Origin of the sequence: Bacillus cereus ATCC 14579 (genome assembly GCF_000007825.1) — a bacterium.
Classification (GTDB): domain Bacteria; phylum Bacillota; class Bacilli; order Bacillales; family Bacillaceae_G; genus Bacillus_A; species Bacillus_A cereus.
Genome location: NC_004722.1, coordinates 445,837 through 462,706, shown reverse-complemented (window position 1 = coordinate 462,706; position 16,870 = coordinate 445,837). Strand labels below are relative to the sequence as shown.

The following is a 16,870-nucleotide window of genomic DNA, read 5'->3' as shown; positions in this document are numbered from 1 at the left end:
CTTGGTAAAATATGTTATAATAAACATATAACATGCTAGAAAGGGGCTATATATATGAGTAATGATAAAAAATTAAAGTTATTACAATACTTATACTTTTTCCCTGCCATGCTCTGTATGATGTTATTCATTAATGCCGATGTAAGCAGCTCTCCTTATGCAAAGCTATTAGGAACAATTTTTAGCTCCTTTGCAGCTATTATGCTTGCTGCTTTTTGGAATTTGAAGATACGTATAAAAAACGAAAAATCTTCTTAATACTAAAAAAATCGAGCTACTTAGCCCGATTTTTTTATTTGCCATTAAAACTCAACATTCTCTAAATACAACCCACTTGCCTCAGCAAGACAATTAATTTGATTGCGCTGCTTTTCCTCTAAAATGTTTGGAATTGCTTCAGCATCTAATTGTCCTAATCCAACTTCAATTAATGCCCCGACAATTTTTCTTACCATATTATGAAGGAAGCCGTTACCACTTACTCTAATTTGTACAAACCCTGCCTCTTCCATCACATCAAGTGTATATACTTCTCGAACCATAGATTTTTTCTTTGATTTCGCATTTGAAAAAGCAGTAAAGTCATGTGAACCAACTAAATGTTTTGCAGCTGCTTTCATGCTTTTCACATTTAATTTTTTATTCACATGCATGCTGTATTTACGCATAAATGGATTTGTATGCTCTTCATTCCAAATTTTATACAGATATGTTTTTGCTTTAGAATTGTAACGAGCATGGAAACGATCATGTACTTCTTCCACATTCGTAATGCTAATATCGTTAGGTAAATATTGATTTAAATATTTTTTCACTTTATGTTCCACTAACTTCTCATCACTTTGAAAGTTAGCAACTTGATTCAAAGCATGTACACCAGCGTCTGTTCTACTACAACCGATAATTTCAATTTCTTTTCCGACCATTTCAGATATGACACTTTCGATTTTTCCTTGAATTGTATTATCGTTATTACCGAGACGTTGCCATCCTTTAAAACGTGCGCCGTCGTACTGAATCGTTAATTTATAATTATGCATCGTATTCTCCTTGTCTTATTGACCTAAAAATATAATCCCTCATACAGCTTTTCCATATGAGGGAACTATAACATATTGTTACTTCATTCTAAAAGGAATAAAGTAATCTATTTACTAATTACGATTCGTTCGAATCCAGGAATCTCCTAAGTATGTTCTAATTTTTAACCAACCAAATGATGTTGTAGATTCTTCAACTACAAATACCGTTTGTGGTGCAAAAGTGCCGATTGCTCTACCGAAAGGTTGATCAAATGCTGTAAACACATTTGGGACATGGTAATAAGACCCTTGTGGCGCAATCCATTTTTCTCCAACCTCAGCCTTAATTTTCTTCCAACCATTTTCTCCTTGTTGAAGTACTCTTACAGATTGGGCTGAGAATTTCACACCATGATGCATGTACTTAGGTTCATTGTATGCATAAAAATCACGATTAATATGTTCCACGTGTGGATAACGAACAATCCACTTTGGCCCTAAATACGTATTAATTAAAGACCAACCGTTTTCTTTTGTCTGCAAAATATTAACCGTTTGTGGAGCGAACCAAGCATCTGGATTTTTAGCTTCAGGGCTACTGTATGCTGCAAAATTCTGCTTCATTATTTGTGGCATTCCATTTACACTTGTCCACTTCTGCCCCAAATATGTATCAATCAAAATTTCACCTCTTAGTGTACCATCACGTGCAATAACAGTTTGAGGACTAAATACGTACTTCGCACTGTCCATATTAATCCAATCAAAAGCTTCAAAAGTTCGATTAATTTCTACTTTAGCGCCCTCTGGTGCGATAAATCCACCACTTATCTTCCACCATCCACTAGGATGTTGATTTGTAACATAAACCCTTTCTCCTGGCTGCAGTTCTTTTTTCACAGGCGAATTAAAACTACGACTTTCATATACTTTTAATGTTTTTGTTGTTTCATATGATTCCGCATGTGCAGAAGTTGCAAATAAAGAAACCATCCCAAAAACAAATAATGCCAACCATTTTTTCATAAATCTTCTCCCTTTTAGCTTATTTTCTATAGCAAATTTGCTATGTTACATCCATATTGTAATTTATTAATACAGAGTGGTCTATACAATCTGAACACTGTATATTTTTACAAATTTTTTTTGAGTGCAGCAAATAATTTCATATAATCCATACAGAAAGTATGGATATTGATTACGTAACGTGATTTATCTACTAACATAACAAAAAATGTTGATGTAGTTAACCACATCAACATTTTTAATCCTTTTTATTTCAAATTTAATCTAAGTACATTCTCAACATGCGCAGTATGCGGGAACATATCAACTGGTTGCACATACTCCACTTCATAGCTCTTCATTAATGCTTGTACATCACGTGCTAATGAAGAAGGATTACAAGACACGTACACAACTTGTTTCGGCTTCACTTTTAAAATTGTTTCCAGTAATTTATCATCGCAACCTGTACGTGGTGGGTCGACAACAATTACATCTGGACGCCATCCTTCTTTTACCCATTTCGGTAACCATTGTTCAGCTTTACCTGCTTCATATTTCGTATTTGTAAATCCGTGACGCTTTGCATTTTTTCTTGCATCTGCAATTGCTTCTGGAATTACATCCATACCACGTACTTCCGCTGCATCATTTGCAAGCCAAAGACCGATTGTACCAACACCACAGTACGCATCCACAATGTTCTCGTTTCCTGTTAACGCAGCTGCTTTTTTCGCTTCATTATACAAAACAACTGTTTGCTCTGGATTCAACTGGAAGAATGCACGTGCTGATAATTCAAATGATAAATCGCCAAGTGTTTCTTGAATGACTTCTTTTCCAGCTAATTTAAATGTTTTGTCGCCAAAAATAACAGATGTTTTACGCCAGTTTACATTTTGCATAATTGATTTAACCGCTGGCATCTGTTTTTGTACTTCTGCAATAAATTGTTCTTTATTTGGTAATTCTTCTTTTGTTGTAATAAGTGTAACTTGTACTTCCCCTGTTTGAACTGCAGTACGTGTTACAATTGTGCGTACTAAACCTTTTGTTTTTTCTCATTGTAAATAGAAACATTTAATTTTTCTAAAATACGTCTTACAACTTTTGTCGCTTCATTCGTTGCTTTATGTTGAATCATACAGTGAGCGATATCAATTAACTGATGTGAGTTTTGTTTATACAGCCCTGTAATAACCTTTTCGTCTTTACGCCCCACTTGTAATTGACTCTTATTACGATAATGCCATGGATTTTCCATGCCAAGCGTTGGGCGAATTTTCTCTTCCATACTATTTTTCATGTACTTCTCAAATGCTTGTACAACGATATCACGCTTTTGATTCAATTGTTCTTTATAATCTAAATGTTGCAGCTGACAACCGCCACACTCCTCATATACTGGACACGGTGCTTTCACACGATGCGGTGAAGCTTTACGAACTTTTTTCACTTTCGCTTCAGCGAAGCCACGCTGAATTTTCGTTGTTTCTGCAACAACTTCTTCTCCTGGTAATGCCCCTGGAATAAAAACAACTTGTCTCTTAAAATAACCAACGCCTTCTCCGTTAATCCCAAGACGTTTAATTGTCACAGGAAACGTTTGACCAACTTCCAACTTACTCTCATGTTGCTTTTGTATCATTATTACACCTCTACTCTATACTTTTCCATAAATATAACGCTGCATAACTGCAGTATGGTTCACACTCTTGTTTCACTTTTTCTAAAAATGCATCATCAGGTTTATCATCTAATTGAAATATACCTTGCACTGCACGCTGAATCCCAATGTCCGCTTTCGGGAACATATTTTTCCGTCCAAGCCCAAACATTAAAAAGTTTTGCACTGTCCATGCACCAATTCCCCTAATTGGCAACAATTGTGCTGAAATGTCTTCTTCCGTCCCATTTTCTATACTCGCTAAATTTAATGTACCACTGACAATACTTCGACCTAATCCTACTATATATTCAGCCTTTCGCTGACTAAACTTCTGCTCTCTCAATTCTTCTATTGAAATATTTGCTACTATTTCCGGAGTGGGGAAAAAGAATACACCGTTCTTCTCTGTTCCATACCGTTTCACAAATTGTTCTGTTAACACAGTAGCAAATTTCAAATTTATTTGTTGGTGAATGATACAGCGAAGCAGACAAGCAAAATAATCAAATTCTAAAATAATTGGAGTATAAGCATATGTTTCAAATAGTGGACGTAATGATGTGTTTAAAAAATGATTTTGTATATCTTGAAACGGTTCATTCCAATGAAAAATGGCCCTCATTCGTTTCATGACTTTCTCTGGATCTCCTGTCTGACTAGAAATCCAAAACTGTGGATTTTGAACAGTACCAATCCCTTGTAAGCGAACAACAACCTGTTCCTCGTCTATACAAAGCGGGATATAAATAACTTTCTCATCTAATTGAATGACGTTAAGAGGATCAAAAGATAAACGTTTTAATACTTCTTCAAAATGATACGGATACTCTAACGTAACATGTTCGCTCCACATACGTTTCCCCATCCTTTTTACACATCATTATAGCATGAGAAAACCGTAAGCATACATGCTTACGGTTGATTGCCTTTTACTAAGTCATCTAGACTTTTAAAATGATACCCTTTCTCGCGCAAATCATCAATGATTTTCGCAAGTGCTTCTGCATTATCTTTTGATATTGCATGAAGTAATAAAATAGATCCTGGATGAATCATCGTCATAACATTATTATGCGCATATTGCCATCCTCTTTGCTGATCCACTTTCCAATCCAAAAATGCAAGTGACCAAAATACATTATAATAGCCCATTTCTTTCGTAAGAGCTAACGTTCTTTCACTAAATACACCGCGCGGAGGACGTACATATTTCACTTCTTTTTGCCCAGTTACTTTTTTAATTTCTTCCGTTACACTCGTTAATTCTTCACGAAGTTTCTCATCATTTACCGCTGTAAAATCAGGATGACTCCAAGAATGGTTTCCAATAATGTGTCCTTCATCCTTCATTCTTAACAATAAATCTTTTTGCGTTTTAATGTAATGCCCCGTTACAAAGAAAGTTGCTGGTACTTTTTTCTCTTTTAATACATCTAATATTTTCCCTGTGTATCCATTCTCATATCCATTATCAAATGTTAAATAAATATCTTTTTTCTTCGTATCTCCTAAATAAAACCCGCCATTTTTTTGTAGTAAATCTGTATATAACTTTCCTGCATCTGGTACTGTTTCATTTTTAGGACGCGGGATTCCCCAGTTATGTGGAGTATTTGTATAAGCCAGTGCTGAAACTGGAACAAGTGCCATCATAATTGAAAAAATGAGACCCATATATAACCATTTATATTTCATAAATAGTCTCCTTTCCATATATAATCGTACTTGTAGTTTCTGTTGCTACGCATTCTTTCATGCTGAACATGTTTTTCTATATATACCAAAAAAATGCATCTCGAATCATTCGAGATGCATTTTTTATTTACTTAAATACTGGCTCTTTAAAGCTAGCTAATTTTTCAAGTGATGTTTTATCAACATCTGCATGTAAGCTATTACCATGCGAGTCCATCGTTACAACTGCTTTAAACCCGTCGATACGTAAATGCCACATTGCTTCTGGAATACCAAATTGTAAGAAATCAACATCTTTCACTTCTTTAATACATTCAGCATAATATTGCGCTGCACCACCGATTGCGTTTAAATATACACCGCCGTGTTCTTCTAAAGCCGCTAATGTTTTCGCACCCATACCGCCTTTTCCAATGACAGCGCGAATACCGAATTTCTTCATAATATCGCCTTGGTACGGTTCTTCACGAATACTTGTCGTTGGACCTGCCGCTTTAATTTGCCAATTGTCATTTTCATCTTTCACAACAACTGGACCACAGTGGTAAATAATTTGTCCATTTAAATCTACTGGACAATCATTATCCATTAAATGCTTATGGATTGCGTCACGACCTGTATACATCATGCCATTAATTGTTACAACATCACCAACGCGAAGTTCACGAATTTGCTCTTCTGTAATTGGTGCTTGTAATACAATCTCACGTTGCTCTGTTTTTTCTTGTACTTCATGCTGAAGTGTATCTTCACCTTCTTGATATAGCCAATCCATAATGTCTCCTGTTTCAGGATGGATTTTCACACCAAGGCGACGATATGCCCAGCAATTATACGCAACAGATACATAGAAACTAGCTGGCAAACGATTATAGACGCCAATTTTACAACCAAGTAAAGTTGTTTCTCCGCCAAATCCCATCGTACCAATGCCAAGCTTATTCGCATTTTCTAATACGTACTCTTCAAGATGTTGTAACTCTGGTACTGGATTGACATCATCTAATGTACGGAATAATTGATTTTTTGCCAATTCATAACCTGATGTGCGGTCTCCCCCGATACCAACACCAATTACACCAGCGCTACATCCTTGCCCTTGTGCTTGATACACTGCATGAAGAAGGCATTTACGAATCCCTTCTAAATCACGGCCAGCTCGTCCAAGTCCTTCTAGTTCACACGGTAAGCTATATTGAATATTTTTATTCTCACAGCCACCACCTTTTAGGATTAAACGTGCATCAATATAATCTTTTTCCCATTGTTCAAACTTAATCACCGGTGTACCTGGTCCTAAATTATTTCCACTATTATCTCCAAAAAGAGAATCAACAGAATTGGGACGAAGTTTACCATCTTTTGTCGCCCGCTCAAGCGCATTATAGATAGCTTCCTTCAACTTTAATTGATTCACACCAACTGGTGTATAAATTTTAAACGTTGGCATCCCTGTATCTTGGCAAATCGGCGAGATGTTATCATCAGCCATTTTAATATTATTTGTAATTGTGCCAAGTGCCATCGCAGAACGAGTCCCTGCATTTTCTCGCTCTTTCGCTTGTTGAATCGCACGACGAACATCTTTCGGTAAGTTCGTTGACGTTTCAACAATTAGTTGATACATGCTTTCTTGAAGCTTTTCCATTGTTACTTCCCCCTCAATTGTGAACGCTACCAAAACGTTATGAGCTGAAAATTCAATTGTTATGCTCTTTAGCTATTTATTTGTTTCACGCTATTAGAGCATAAATGAAATTTTTCACAACTTGATTATACCTCTTTTTCTATCGTCCTTCTATTACCCGAACAGAAAAAGGCTACCAAATTGGAATTGGTAGCCTTTTTAATATATTATTCGTCTTTTTTAAATTGCTCACATTTTAATTCTAATTCATCTAACATTGCAAGAAGACGATCTACATCTTCTAATTCTACTTCTTCAGGTTCAATTGTATCAATTACTTCAATGAACATATTTAAACGTTCTTTTAAATATACTAATTGTGTATCTTTATCTTGAATTGCTTTTCCCATGAAGGCACTCTCCTTTTAATTCGAGTTGCTTTTATTATACCGCAAAAACGATTGCTATGGGCATGAAATTTCATCAATTTTGTCACAGTCATCCACTATAATGTAAGCCCTCTCTCTTTCCATGCTAAAAAGTTTCACTTTATAAAAAGCACATATTCTTCTATTATAGAGAATGGACAAATTGTTATTTCAATAGTCAAAGGAGTATTTCATATGACGATATCACAAAAAATGAAGCCGATTACTCCTTCTTACGATCCATGGGAAGCGTATATGGACCTTGAAGAGTACGGCAAACTACTATTAACAAATGTTGAATTTACAACGACGACGTTATGCAACATGCGCTGTGAGCATTGCGCTGTTGGTTACACGTTACAGCCGAAAGACCCAAATCCGCTTCCGATGGATCTTTTATTAAAACGATTAGATGAGATTCCTCATTTACGTTCTTTAAGTATTACTGGCGGCGAACCTATGCTTTCAAAAAAATCCGTCGACAACTATGTAACACCACTCTTAAAATATGCCCATGAACGAGGCGTTCGCACTCAAATCAACTCTAACTTAACTATAGATTTAGCACGTTACGAACAGATTATTCCTTATTTAGACGTATTGCATATATCTCATAACTGGGGAACAATTGATGACTTCGTTGAAGGCGGATTTGCAATGATGGAGCGTAAGCCTACTTACGAACAACGTGCAAAATTATTTGAAAGAATGATTACAAATAGTAAGGCTCTATCAGATGCAGGTGTACTTGTATCGGCCGAAACAATGCTAAACAAAAGAACTCTACCACATATTGAACATATTCACCGCCAAATCGTCGAAGAGATGGGCTGTAAACGTCATGAAGTTCATCCAATGTATCCAAGTGACTTCGCGAGTAATCTAGAGATTTTAACAAAAGCTGAAATTCGTGATGCGATTGAGCATTTACTAGAAATTCGTGATGAAAATGTATGGATGTTATTTGGAACGTTACCTTTCTATGCTTGTAGCGATGACGAAAAAGACATAGCTACATTTAAAAAATTGCAAGAGAGCAAAAATGTAACTGTTCGTAATGATCCAGATGGCCGGTCTCGTTTAAATGTAAATATTTTCGATGGAAATATTATTGTGACGGACTTTGGTGATGTTCCACTTCTAGGAAACATACAAACAAACACATTACAAGAAGCGTATGAAAAATGGAGCACTTCAAAAACAGCAAAATCATTAAGCTGCCACTGTCCTGCAGTAAAATGTCTTGGACCAAATGTTCTTGTAAAAAACAGCTACTATCCGACAGAAGATTTCTTATCAAAAACAGCAAACATTACATTATAAAAAAAACGTCAGCTTATAAGCTGACGTTTTTTATGTTATTGCGAGTGAGAAGAAGAAATAAATTTAAAAAACAAATGATCATGAATTGGAATTGCCGCTCCAATTCCTTGAGAAGTAATATTTTTCACAACAAGTCTTTTTTGATTTCCCTTTAATACAAGATACACTTCTCCAAATGTTACTTTTCCCTTTTCATTTACTGCTGGTGTATAAGCGTATAAATATCCAAGTTGACTCGGACTAATATTATACACACGCTCATGTCCAGTACCATAACCAATAGTTGTCTTAAACGAAAGAGGTAATTGTACTTTTTCAAGTGCTTTGAGAAGCATCATTTTTTTCACATCTGCAGCATCTTTCATATCTGCTGTTAAATCGCCTTCAACCGTCTTTTGTGTTTCTTGCTTATAGCGAAGTGGATATAAACGGTCTCCTCCGCGATTATCATACACATTTCGATTCACTTGTTTATATTCCCAATTAATCGATGTGTCTACTGATTCATAATGTAAGGCCCATTGACCTAAATAAATTTTTGCCCGATACCCTACTGCAAGTGGCGCATTTGAAATTGTCGTTTCATTAAACATCCGAATTAAGTCTGGATTTTCAATTTTAATATTAGCCGTTTTCAATAGCTCTTGAGCAAATTTACTTGGTTGTAAACGTGGCAAATCTTGCGCATCATTTGGAAATGTATTGTCTTTTGAAATATTTAAAACAGATGAAGGCATTTTTGTTCCTACTGTTGTCTTTGCAAAACTCATGTTAGGAAATAATAAAATAAACGAGACCATAGTTGAAAGACATATGCTGTATACTCGTTTCACCTGTCTGGCTCCTTCCTATGTAGGTATATATACTACTTCGTTTATTGTTTTCTCTGAGCGCAATTGTTATGCCTATTTTTCATAATAAATAAAAACCAATTCCCATAATGACATACGCCGCTAGTAAAGTGCCTCCTTCAAACCAGTTTGTATCTCCATCATTGGAAATCGCAATCGTTAAGAAAACGGCTGTAATCATAGACACAAGTTCTGGTATGGTAAATACTAAAGGCATCCTTTGCGCGAAGAACATAGATAGTAATACTAATACAGGAGCAACAAACATGGCGATTTGTAATGTAGAGCCTATTGCAATTTCAACTGCAATATTTACTTTATTTTTATAAGCCATAATAATTGCAGACGCATGTTCCGCTGCATTCCCAACAATTGCAACGATAATAACCCCTATAAATAACTCTGACCAGCCAAATGACTTTGCAACAGTTTCAAAAGTATGCACGAGTGCCTCTGACACATAAGCTACCGCTAGTGTTGCTATCGCTAAAATAAGTAGCGCCTTCCCTTTCGACCACTCTGGCTCTTCTTCATGCGCTACTTCGTCACTTTTATGTTGATATACACCACGGTGCGTAACTAACTTAAATAGTAATGCAGCAAGGTACATGATAATCATAATAATAGAAACACCTATACTTAATTGATACGTCTTGCCAGCGTCCATCTTCATTGAAAAGATCTCTGGAATAACAAAGGCCACAACAACAGCAAATATTAATAAAGCTGAATTATGCCTTGCATCATATACATTAAAACTTTGTCTTTTGTATTTAAGACCTCCAACAAAGAAGGATGACCCTCCTACTAATAATAAATTTCCAAGTACAGATCCCGTTAAAGAAGCTAACACCACTTCAATTAACCCTGCTTGAAGTGCAAAAATTGAAATGATAAGTTCAACAGCATTACCGAAAGTAGCATTTAATAATCCGCCTATTCTAGGACCAGAAACAATTGCTAGACTCTCTGTTGCTCTACCCATAAAACCAGCTAATGCGATAATCGTAACACAATACACAGCGAACATAATTGTTTCTGGCCAATGAAGTGTTTTTCCAAGTACAGATAGTGGTACACCTATAAGCGCTACTATAAGAAATATTTTATTAAACATGTTTTTCATCCTTCCATCGTATGTATTTCTCCTCAATATTATTATTATTCTTCTCCTAACTTGTCCGATTTCATCACAATTACGTTTAAAAAATCGGATTGAAGAAAACAGTATGAAAGATATTTAAATTATCTTGTTTAAACAGACAGAATTATAAATTGTGAAAAGGGGTTAAAATTATGCACTTAAAAGAAAAAATCGCAACTATTATTCAAGGTCAACGTACTGGTGTATTATCTACAGTACGAAATGAGAAACCTCATAGCGCCTTTATGATGTTTTTCCATGAAGATTTTGTACTGTATGTTGCAACAGATCGACAATCAAAAAAGATAACAGATATTGAACAAAATCCTAATGTCCATGTACTACTCGGACGAGAAGGGAAAAAATTAGATGAAGATTATATTGAAGTTGAAGGATTGGCTTCAATTGAGGAAGACTCGACATTAAAAAACAAGTTTTGGAATAATAGCTTAAAACGTTGGTTACTCGGCCCTGAAGACCCTAATTACGTATTGATAAAAATCAACCCCGACACAATTTATTACATCGATGGTGCCGGTACGACGGAGCCTGAGTTTTTACGACTATAAAATAAAACAAGCCCCCCCTTAGGTGGGCTTGTTTTGTCGAAAAGTTCTTTTGAAAAAAACAATAAAATAGGTGGAACTTTCTAAAGATTCTGTTATATAATAGCATTAACTTAAATAAACTGTATTAAAACAGATTGAGAGGAGAAATAAAATTGATGAAGAGAGAAGAACGCAAAAACATGATTGAGTTTATTGAAAAGAAAAAAGGGATTGAGCGTGACGAATTACTGTTTATGACAGACGATGAAGTAGAACATATTTATAATGTAACGTACTTTTTATATGAGGAAATTGCAGAGTAGTATAATAATCCCCACCTTATTAAAAATATAAGGTGGGGATTATTTCGCTATTTAGCCCACTATTTACAGGCAGTAAAACTCCCACCTTAAAATTCAGGTGGAGCAAGGAGTTAAGTTGAAGTCGTGCTTCCTATAAGCTCAATTGCTTCAACTTTATACATGAGAATCATTTTCATGTATAATACTGTAAGATTGGAGGAATTTTACTATGAGTTCGTGGCTCTTATTTGCACTATTATCAGCAATTGCTGCTGCCCTTGTATCGATTTTTGGAAAGTTTGGTTTAGACGGCATCGATGCAAACGTTGCAACAACAATTCGATCTATTATTATGGCATTATTTATGATAGGCGTTATTATCATACAAGGTAAATTTCAAAATATCGGCGACGTACTACTAAATAAAAAAGCACTGCTATTTATCACATTAAGTGGGATTGCAGGTGCTTCTTCATGGCTATTTTATTTTCTTGCCCTCAAAACAGGAAAGGTTTCACAAGTAGCTCCTGTCGATAAATTAAGCGTCGTATTTTCTATCATTCTCGCTATGATTATCCTCGGTGAAAAGTTAAACTTTATGACCGGCGTTGGTGTAGTCTTTATTACAGCTGGTGTATTATTTATTGCTTTCAGCTAAAAAAACCGCTATTAGCGGTTTTTCTTTTTCTTTATGTACAACCATACAAAACATGTAACAACTGCTGAAATTAATAAAATCCATATTCCATAATGATGTAAACTATACTCAACGAAGCGCCACTTCTCGCCTAACTTCCAGCCAAGCCCAATAAAAACACTTATCCAAATGAGCGCACCACCGTAAGCGTACAAACAAAAACGCCAAAGTGTCAAATTTGATACCCCAGCAAAATATGCTGTTAAATGACGTACGCCCGGTATAAAATAACCAATCATTAAAAGAAATGGCCCATATTTTTCAAATAAAATATGTGTTTTTTCAATGTGATGTTCTTTAATTCTAATTTTCGGCCCATATTTCTTTAAAACAGGGAGCCCAAGTTTTAAACCTAATATGTAGCTTAACGTGATCCCTAACATCGCACCAGCCAGCCCACTTAAAAAAGCAGCAGTTCCTGACATAACTCCTTTTGAAACATTATAACCAACAAAGGTCAATAAAAACTCGTCTGGTATCGGTAATCCGACAATCCCACCAGCCAAAGCTATAACAATTCCAAAATAGCCATAATGCGCGATTAACTCGCCAATATGTTGTTCCATTCGGAAGACACATCCTATGCACGGTCGTTATTCCACATTGTACCCTTTCTATCTTTAAGGCAAACATGGTATACATATTCACTATACATTGTTTTTATAATGAACTCTACTTCTATTCTTTCCTTTAACAGAGATAAAGAAAAACTTTACTCAGTGGGAGTTTTGTTCATCCTCTACTAATTATTAACCTATGCCAATCTTGCTTTTACAGACATCCCGACTCCACATAACTCACTTACATTCACCAATTTTGAGATTAGATTCTTATTGCCCGCAAATAACCCGATAAAAAATAAAAATTCATATGCGTGTTTTTTTGTTACAATAAAGGAAAGTTACTTTTCGCAACGGTTTAACTCTCAAGAAAAATGATATATCTAGCAAAAACATAGTTTGGTCTATATAATGCAACTTCTACCTATTAAAAGAACATACACCCTTTTACATACAACATCATTTTTCTAAATTATACAGGGGGGAACGAACATGACCATTGAAAATCAATTTATTCAAAAAGTTTACTATAAAACATTTTTAACAGAAGAAACTTCTACTCCTGCATCGGAAGTACTCGGTGAAGCATATATAAATGAATCTAAAAATGAATTCTCCAACATTTCTAATATTCGATTTGCTCAAGGTGAATTTTATTATCAAAATAAAGATTTTGAAGCAGCTATATTTAAATGGGAAAAAGTAAATAATGCTCTTGCACTTTGGGCGACAAAAAATATTGCAGATGCTTATTTTGAACTAGGATTCTTACCAAAGGCAGAAGAAATTTATCAATCTATCCAAACGGAAGATACGACTCTTACGATGGAGGTTTCCTTACAACTTCTTTCTCTTTATATCGAACAAGATCGTTTAGGACTCGCTTTTAAGACGATTAGTGAAGCTGTTGCATTCCAACCGGATTACCCAAATATTACTGCAATTGCACGTTCTTTCTATGAAAAACAAGAAGATTGGAACAACGCTATCGAACTAGCTGTTCAAGAAGGTATCCGAACACAATCTTTACACTGGTTTGATACGTTAATAACTTACATAAACAAAGGATTTACAAAAAATATTAAGCCTGAATATTTCTATGAGTCTTTAAAAGCTCTATATGCTGTTGATCAAGCTCAATTTAAAGAACTTGTTATTGCTCTTTGGAATAGCTATCAACATGAATCCTTATACCTTCCTTGGATTCAAAGTATTAATCATTTATTCTTGCATATTGAAACAGACAATAATGACGATTGGAATGAAATCTCTACTCGCTACCAAGAAACATACTTTGCATTAATTACCGGAAATCATTTTATGCATGAATTAAACGGACTTGTACCAAATTTATTAACAAATTGGTTCAGTTTAACGAAAGCAAAAGATTCTCTAGTTGTCTCTGCAGCAGTGTTAGCATGGAATGAAGTCTCACCTACAACTTTAGAATCATTACTCGTAAAAAGTGCTGGATCCTTACTTTCTAATACATCAGCTGAAGCAGATGTAAATATGGAAACAGTTTCTCATTTATTCGAAACAATCGCTGTATGGGCTGAGAAAAATGATGTAGATTTAAGTCATCAATTTACGCTACTCGTCCATGAACTATGTGATTTAAATGTCACACCAATACTAATAGCTGGAACTAGTGACCATGATAAAACATCATTTGTTAATTCAATATTGGGAGAGAACATCTTAACTGAAACTTTAACAACTCCTATTCTATTTAAAGACGCTAGTCAAACTGAAATAACAGAATTTACCGAGTTAGATATAAGAAATATCCCTAACCTTGATGAATTCCATCAAATAACGGCTACATCTGCTCAGTCAGAACTTGAGAAAAAATGTATAGAAATTAAGCTACCAAGTAGGTTTTTAAGAAAAAATAAGTTTACATTTCTTATTACACCATCTATTCAAGGACAATTGGATAAAAACAATGCATACTTTGAATACTTACAAGCAGCAGATAGCCTTGTATACGTATTAAATTCTTCTTCACCATTGCATAGTCAAGAATTTGATACGTTAATTTATTTACGTGAACAAGTACCAAACTTACAAATTCACTTCGTATCACACACAAATAATACGACTACTGATGAAAAACTAATTAGTAAACTTAAAGTACATTTTCCAGATGCACAATTCTTCCCATACTCTCCTTCGCAAGAGAGTAGCCAGCAACTTGGAGATGTAACAGAATCTATTCTTTCTAATCTTGCAAAACGCGATATAGAAAAAGAACGTATAGAAAAGCTAATATGGTTTACGCAAAAGACCATTGCTTATCTCATAAATGAACGTGTGGAATTAGAAAATACATTAGTAAAATCCGTACGCTGGAATAAACACATCTCAGTGAAACTTACTGGATTTATTAATAACCTTACTGCTCTTGAAAAAGATAAAATTCGTTCTATTACCGAATCCTATCTTTTAACGAAAGAAGAAATTACACGAGATATACATTCTCAAATTCCTGAATTATTACAGAGCTGCTCTGATCTTGTTCAAGAAGATAGTGATTTCAAATTAGTTCATGAAGAATTAAATGCTGCAATGAATGAACGAGTTCAAAAGCATGTACAACAGGTACTTCTTCCTAAATTTACTGGGTCTATTCAAGAATGGATTGAAACAGCACATAATGAATTTATTCAAGCTCAAGCTTATTTAGATGAAATGAGTGAAACGTTTAATAAATTATATAAAGAAGAACGTATGAAACTTCCTTGCGATTTCAAATTATTAGATGATTGGAATCGAGATGTTGTACGAATGACAAATCGAATTACAGTAACGAACATCAATATTTTATTACGCTTTACACCGACACAGTTTTTCTTAAAAAGTGCCGGAAAATTATTTGGTAATATGCAAAAAAACCAATCTATGCTCGCCAACAAATATAAACAATATATTGAAACAGAAGACTATACAGAAATTGCTCACACAATTTCAAAACAATTCTTCCTTCAATTTGAAGTATTTGAAGGTGCATTAGAACGTGATATCATGATGTTCTTCAAAGATCCACTTAATATATTGAAACAAAATGTAGATGCAGCTCAACTTGAGATAAAGGAAGACGAGCAAACATTAGCAACGCTAAGAAGCAATCCAGAAACATATCATGATCCTTTGGCGTTATTTAAACTACAATTGCTACAACATAAATTCGTTTTAAGTACTACAAAGAAACATGAAGATATTTTTGTATCAAACGAATCTCCTACTGTTTAACAAAAAAAACCAAGCAAACTAAAATTTGCTTGGTTTTTTACTTTATTATTTTCATATGTTCAAACGGATAATAAATGCCTGCTAACTTTCCTAACACATCTTCTCTATCAATAAAACCTAAACCATTTCTACTATCTTTACTTATTAAGCGATTATCTCCCATAACAAAAATCTTATTTTCGGGAACTGTAATTGGTCCAAAGTCCTCTGTTAAATTCATAAGTTTTTTTTCTGCTTGTTTTTTATTACTATCCAAATACTCTTCATCTTTCACTTCAGAATTTACATATAATTGATCATTTCTCATCTCAATTATATCTCCAGGTAATCCAATCACTCTTTTGACATAAAAATTATCTGTTTTCATAACAATAATATCTTCTCTCCCATAGCTTTCAAATTGTTTTGCTAACTTATTAACAATTACCTTATCTCCATCTTGCAACGTTGGCCTCATAGATGCTCCTTTTACAGTCGTAGGGAAAAACACAAAAATTTTCGCCAAAAACACCAATAAACATGCAATTGCAATAGTTCCAAAGAATTCACGCCAACGTTTTTTCTTTTGCATCATTTCACCATCTCATCATCTTTTTACTTTTATTATAAATAATACAACCGATATTTTTCTACAAAATTCTGAATTATAAAATTATAATATTAGAAATTTCAAAATGGTAATACTGATCAAATTAAACAAGCAAAAAAGATACTCTCAAAATAGTCTATTCACTATTTTGAGAG

Annotated in this window: 16 protein-coding genes and 1 pseudogene; 6 read left to right on the top strand and 11 right to left on the bottom strand. The window is 34.5% G+C overall.

Annotation, left to right across the window (positions count from 1 at the left end; all coding sequences use genetic code 11):
• Nucleotides 1-54: 54 nt before the first annotated feature.
• The gene (locus BC_RS02385) at nucleotides 55-258 is read left to right on the top strand and encodes a hypothetical protein (protein ID WP_000063864.1); all 204 of its coding nucleotides are present in this window, start codon (nucleotides 55-57) and stop codon (nucleotides 256-258) included.
• Between the two features lie 44 nt (nucleotides 259-302).
• On the opposite strand, the gene truA is transcribed toward BC_RS02385, so the two are convergent.
• The 7 genes and pseudogenes from truA to BC_RS02350 form a co-directional block, all read right to left on the bottom strand.
• Nucleotides 303-1,040 (bottom strand): tRNA pseudouridine(38-40) synthase TruA, encoded by a 738-nt coding sequence (truA, locus tag BC_RS02380; protein ID WP_000553118.1) that lies wholly within the window; start codon nucleotides 1,038-1,040, stop codon nucleotides 303-305.
• 114 nt (nucleotides 1,041-1,154) lie between these two features.
• Nucleotides 1,155-2,048, bottom strand: a complete 894-nt coding sequence (locus BC_RS02375; RefSeq protein ID WP_000758930.1) for an S-layer protein — start codon at nucleotides 2,046-2,048, stop codon at nucleotides 1,155-1,157.
• Nucleotides 2,049-2,296: 248 nt separating this feature from the next.
• Nucleotides 2,297-3,675, bottom strand: a pseudogene (gene rlmD, locus BC_RS02370) (23S rRNA (uracil(1939)-C(5))-methyltransferase RlmD).
• Between the two features lie 10 nt (nucleotides 3,676-3,685).
• Nucleotides 3,686-4,549: a DNA-3-methyladenine glycosylase family protein gene (locus BC_RS02365; protein WP_000269422.1), complete on the bottom strand. Its 864-nt coding sequence runs from the start codon at nucleotides 4,547-4,549 to the stop codon at nucleotides 3,686-3,688.
• A 59-nt stretch (nucleotides 4,550-4,608) separates the two neighbouring features.
• The gene (pdaA, locus tag BC_RS02360; protein WP_000875972.1) at nucleotides 4,609-5,391 is read right to left on the bottom strand and encodes a delta-lactam-biosynthetic de-N-acetylase; all 783 of its coding nucleotides are present in this window, start codon (nucleotides 5,389-5,391) and stop codon (nucleotides 4,609-4,611) included.
• 127 nt (nucleotides 5,392-5,518) lie between these two features.
• Nucleotides 5,519-7,039 carry a class I fumarate hydratase gene (gene fumA, locus BC_RS02355; protein WP_000413523.1) on the bottom strand — a complete coding sequence of 507 codons (1,521 nt, stop codon included), beginning with the start codon at nucleotides 7,037-7,039 and terminating at the stop codon, nucleotides 5,519-5,521.
• A gap of 206 nt (nucleotides 7,040-7,245) precedes the next feature.
• Nucleotides 7,246-7,428 (bottom strand): SE1561 family protein, encoded by a 183-nt coding sequence (locus BC_RS02350; protein WP_000513558.1) that lies wholly within the window; start codon nucleotides 7,426-7,428, stop codon nucleotides 7,246-7,248.
• A 213-nt stretch (nucleotides 7,429-7,641) separates the two neighbouring features.
• Here BC_RS02350 and yfkAB point away from each other — a divergent pair, with 213 nt between their 5' ends.
• Nucleotides 7,642-8,769 carry a radical SAM/CxCxxxxC motif protein YfkAB gene (gene yfkAB, locus BC_RS02345; protein WP_000156016.1) on the top strand — a complete coding sequence of 376 codons (1,128 nt, stop codon included), beginning with the start codon at nucleotides 7,642-7,644 and terminating at the stop codon, nucleotides 8,767-8,769.
• 35 nt (nucleotides 8,770-8,804) lie between these two features.
• Here the strand turns inward: yfkAB and BC_RS02340 are convergent, their stop codons facing one another.
• Both BC_RS02340 and cax read right to left on the bottom strand, forming a co-directional pair.
• Nucleotides 8,805-9,602 carry a YfkD famly protein gene (locus tag BC_RS02340; RefSeq protein WP_002083605.1) on the bottom strand — a complete coding sequence of 266 codons (798 nt, stop codon included), beginning with the start codon at nucleotides 9,600-9,602 and terminating at the stop codon, nucleotides 8,805-8,807.
• A gap of 79 nt (nucleotides 9,603-9,681) precedes the next feature.
• Nucleotides 9,682-10,737, bottom strand: coding sequence for a calcium/proton exchanger (gene cax, locus BC_RS02335; protein WP_000482138.1), 1,056 nt, complete (start codon nucleotides 10,735-10,737; stop codon nucleotides 9,682-9,684).
• Nucleotides 10,738-10,916: 179 nt separating this feature from the next.
• Here cax and BC_RS02330 point away from each other — a divergent pair, with 179 nt between their 5' ends.
• The 3 genes from BC_RS02330 (at nucleotide 10,917) to BC_RS02320 (ending at nucleotide 12,272) form a co-directional block, all read left to right on the top strand.
• The gene (locus BC_RS02330; RefSeq protein WP_000550220.1) at nucleotides 10,917-11,333 is read left to right on the top strand and encodes a pyridoxamine 5'-phosphate oxidase family protein; all 417 of its coding nucleotides are present in this window, start codon (nucleotides 10,917-10,919) and stop codon (nucleotides 11,331-11,333) included.
• Nucleotides 11,334-11,488: 155 nt separating this feature from the next.
• Nucleotides 11,489-11,635, top strand: a complete 147-nt coding sequence (locus BC_RS02325) for a BH0509 family protein (RefSeq protein WP_000817786.1) — start codon at nucleotides 11,489-11,491, stop codon at nucleotides 11,633-11,635.
• Between the two features lie 208 nt (nucleotides 11,636-11,843).
• A complete protein-coding gene (locus BC_RS02320) occupies nucleotides 11,844-12,272 on the top strand; it encodes an EamA family transporter (protein ID WP_000100295.1) in 429 nt (142 codons plus the stop codon).
• 11 nt (nucleotides 12,273-12,283) lie between these two features.
• Here BC_RS02320 and BC_RS02315 read toward each other — a convergent pair whose 3' ends face one another.
• Nucleotides 12,284-12,877 carry a DedA family protein gene (locus BC_RS02315; protein ID WP_000434872.1) on the bottom strand — a complete coding sequence of 198 codons (594 nt, stop codon included), beginning with the start codon at nucleotides 12,875-12,877 and terminating at the stop codon, nucleotides 12,284-12,286.
• A 486-nt stretch (nucleotides 12,878-13,363) separates the two neighbouring features.
• On the opposite strand from BC_RS02315, the gene BC_RS02310 reads away from it, so the two are divergent.
• The gene (locus BC_RS02310) at nucleotides 13,364-16,126 is read left to right on the top strand and encodes a tetratricopeptide repeat protein (RefSeq protein ID WP_000151416.1); all 2,763 of its coding nucleotides are present in this window, start codon (nucleotides 13,364-13,366) and stop codon (nucleotides 16,124-16,126) included.
• A 37-nt stretch (nucleotides 16,127-16,163) separates the two neighbouring features.
• Here the strand turns inward: BC_RS02310 and lepB are convergent, their stop codons facing one another.
• Nucleotides 16,164-16,700, bottom strand: a complete 537-nt coding sequence (gene lepB, locus BC_RS02305; RefSeq protein ID WP_000983306.1) for a signal peptidase I — start codon at nucleotides 16,698-16,700, stop codon at nucleotides 16,164-16,166.
• Between the last annotated feature and the right edge of the window lie 170 nt (nucleotides 16,701-16,870).